This window comes from Microcystis sp. M53598_WE2, from assembly GCF_030067735.1.
Lineage (GTDB): Bacteria > Cyanobacteriota > Cyanobacteriia > Cyanobacteriales > Microcystaceae > Microcystis > Microcystis aeruginosa.
On record NZ_JASJFE010000974.1, the window covers coordinates 1 to 1,950 of the forward strand.

The following is a 1,950-nucleotide window of genomic DNA, read 5'->3' on the forward strand; positions in this document are numbered from 1 at the left end:
TGGTACTTGACGCTTAGAGCTTTTACCTATAGGAGCATTCCCCTATAGAACCCCATAACTCTAGTTTTCAAGGTGCGTTCATCCTGCGATGACTGGGTTTTTTAAGCGGTTGCTTACCCTGCCCGCTATTCTTAATATCATACATCAGATAAAGTCGCCCTAAAAGGGCGAGGCTTTAAACCCAATTTTTCGGTCAACTTTTTAATTTGATTCTAAAGATTTATGACAAATAGGGGGGAATGTAACATCTGCTACCCGTAGCCGTCAAGGGCAAATGATAGGCTATGGATGTGAAGACAGTCCCCTCACCCAATGGTGATCCCCATGTTCTCCCCACTTTTTCCGCTTCTACTCCTACTGCTTTCCTTCCTTAGTCTTCTCTGGTATCAAAAGACCGATAATGATATTTTTAAAGCTCTTGCCGTTAGTAGTTTAATTTTTGCAATTATTTGGGGCTTAATTCTCGTTCATTGGTCAATTCACCTGTTGGGACTGCTGTTATTGTTAAAATTCAGATCCCCCGCTTTCAGTTGCGTGCGCGTGCCTAGATGGTAATGGTTTGACCCTAATCTTCCAACTGTCTGGTAGGTACTTCGATCGCTTGTACATCGATCGTACCGGGAGGGGTGAGAATAATAAACTTACCCCCTGCCACTTTTAACGGTTCACCACAGTTAGGACATTGGCATTCTGTGCGATTAAAACCCGTAAATTCGTAGCTACAGACGGGACAGCTATCTTCAACTAAATTGCGTCGCAACCACCAGCGAAAAATCCCCCAAGCAATGACAGGGGAAAATATCAGGAATGCCACGAGAATTAAAAAACTATTGACTAACCAACCCAGTCCGATCGAGCCTAACAACAATCCGACTAAAATCAAAGATAAGAAACAACCCAAACCAGAATCATTGACAGAATAGCTGCGGAAAAAGTTGTTATTCACGGCTCAACCCTCGATTCATCAAAGCTGCAATTATCTTTAACCTAACACATTCCCAACACATTGCCACGGTTAAATCTTCTTTTTGACTCACTGGTTCCTCGCTCTATTCTATCTTGGGTTTAGTTTTGATCGAGATTATCCGGACTGACATCCTCACCAAATCTGCTGGGGAGTGGATCCTCCGATCGCTTCAACTTGTTATAATAGTCAGTCCCTATCCACCATATCTCTAAAAACCATGAGCGATCCTCGTCTATCTCTAGTGGCAGCTGCCCGAAAATTTTATCAACTGGGTTGGATGCTTGGCACGGCGGGTAATTTATCCGCTAAAGTTGATGATCATAGTTTTTGGATTACTGCCAGTGGCAAAAGTAAAGGTAAACTCACAGAACAGGATTTTGTGCGCGTGGAGCTGACGGGAAAAGTCAGAGAATTAGCTCATCGAGATAATCGTCCTTCGGCCGAAACTAGCATTCATCAGGTGATTTATTGTCTCTTTCCCCAAGCGCAAGCTTGTTATCATGTCCACTCAGTGGAAGCGAATTTAGTTTCCCGTTTTGCTCGCGGGGACAAGTTATCGTTACCTCCCTTAGAAATGTTGAAAGGTTTAGGTATTTGGGTAGAAAATCCTCAAGTATTTATGCCGGTTTTTGCTAACTATCTCGATGTGCCGAAAATTGCCGCAGAAATAGAAAGTAGATTCTCAACTTTCCCCCCGGAAATTCCCGCTTTACTGATTTCTTACCATGGTGTGACGGTGTGGGGTGAGTCTCTAGAAACTACCGAGAATTATTTAGAGATAGTTGAGTATATTTTTCGTTATCTAGTGGCAGCCTATCAAGTAAAACCTTGGTAAACCTTAATTTAGACAAGGCAATCAAGAAAAGACTGCCGACATTTACCAAGGCGCCACCCAGATTCGAACTGGGGGTAAAGGTTTTGCAGACCTCTGCCTTACCACTTGGCGATGGCGCCGATCAAGCAATACTTATCCTAGCATAACA

At 43.3% G+C, this 1,950-nt stretch carries 3 protein-coding genes and 1 tRNA gene; 2 read left to right on the forward strand and 2 right to left on the reverse strand.

Annotated features, from left to right (window positions below):
* The first annotated feature begins 312 nt into the window (after positions 1-312).
* On the forward strand, positions 313-555 hold the full coding sequence (locus PX636_RS22765) for a hypothetical protein (protein ID WP_004162474.1): 243 nt from the start codon (positions 313-315) through the stop codon (positions 553-555).
* Between the two features lie 10 nt (positions 556-565).
* Here PX636_RS22765 and PX636_RS19935 read toward each other — a convergent pair whose 3' ends face one another.
* A complete protein-coding gene (locus tag PX636_RS19935) occupies positions 566-946 on the reverse strand; it encodes a hypothetical protein (RefSeq protein ID WP_004162473.1) in 381 nt (126 codons plus the stop codon).
* A gap of 238 nt (positions 947-1,184) precedes the next feature.
* On the opposite strand from PX636_RS19935, the gene mtnB reads away from it, so the two are divergent.
* Positions 1,185-1,802 (forward strand): methylthioribulose 1-phosphate dehydratase, encoded by a 618-nt coding sequence (gene mtnB, locus PX636_RS19940; protein WP_288118465.1) that lies wholly within the window; start codon positions 1,185-1,187, stop codon positions 1,800-1,802.
* A gap of 48 nt (positions 1,803-1,850) precedes the next feature.
* On the opposite strand, the gene PX636_RS19945 is transcribed toward mtnB, so the two are convergent.
* Positions 1,851-1,921, reverse strand: a tRNA-Cys gene (locus PX636_RS19945).
* Between the last annotated feature and the right edge of the window lie 29 nt (positions 1,922-1,950).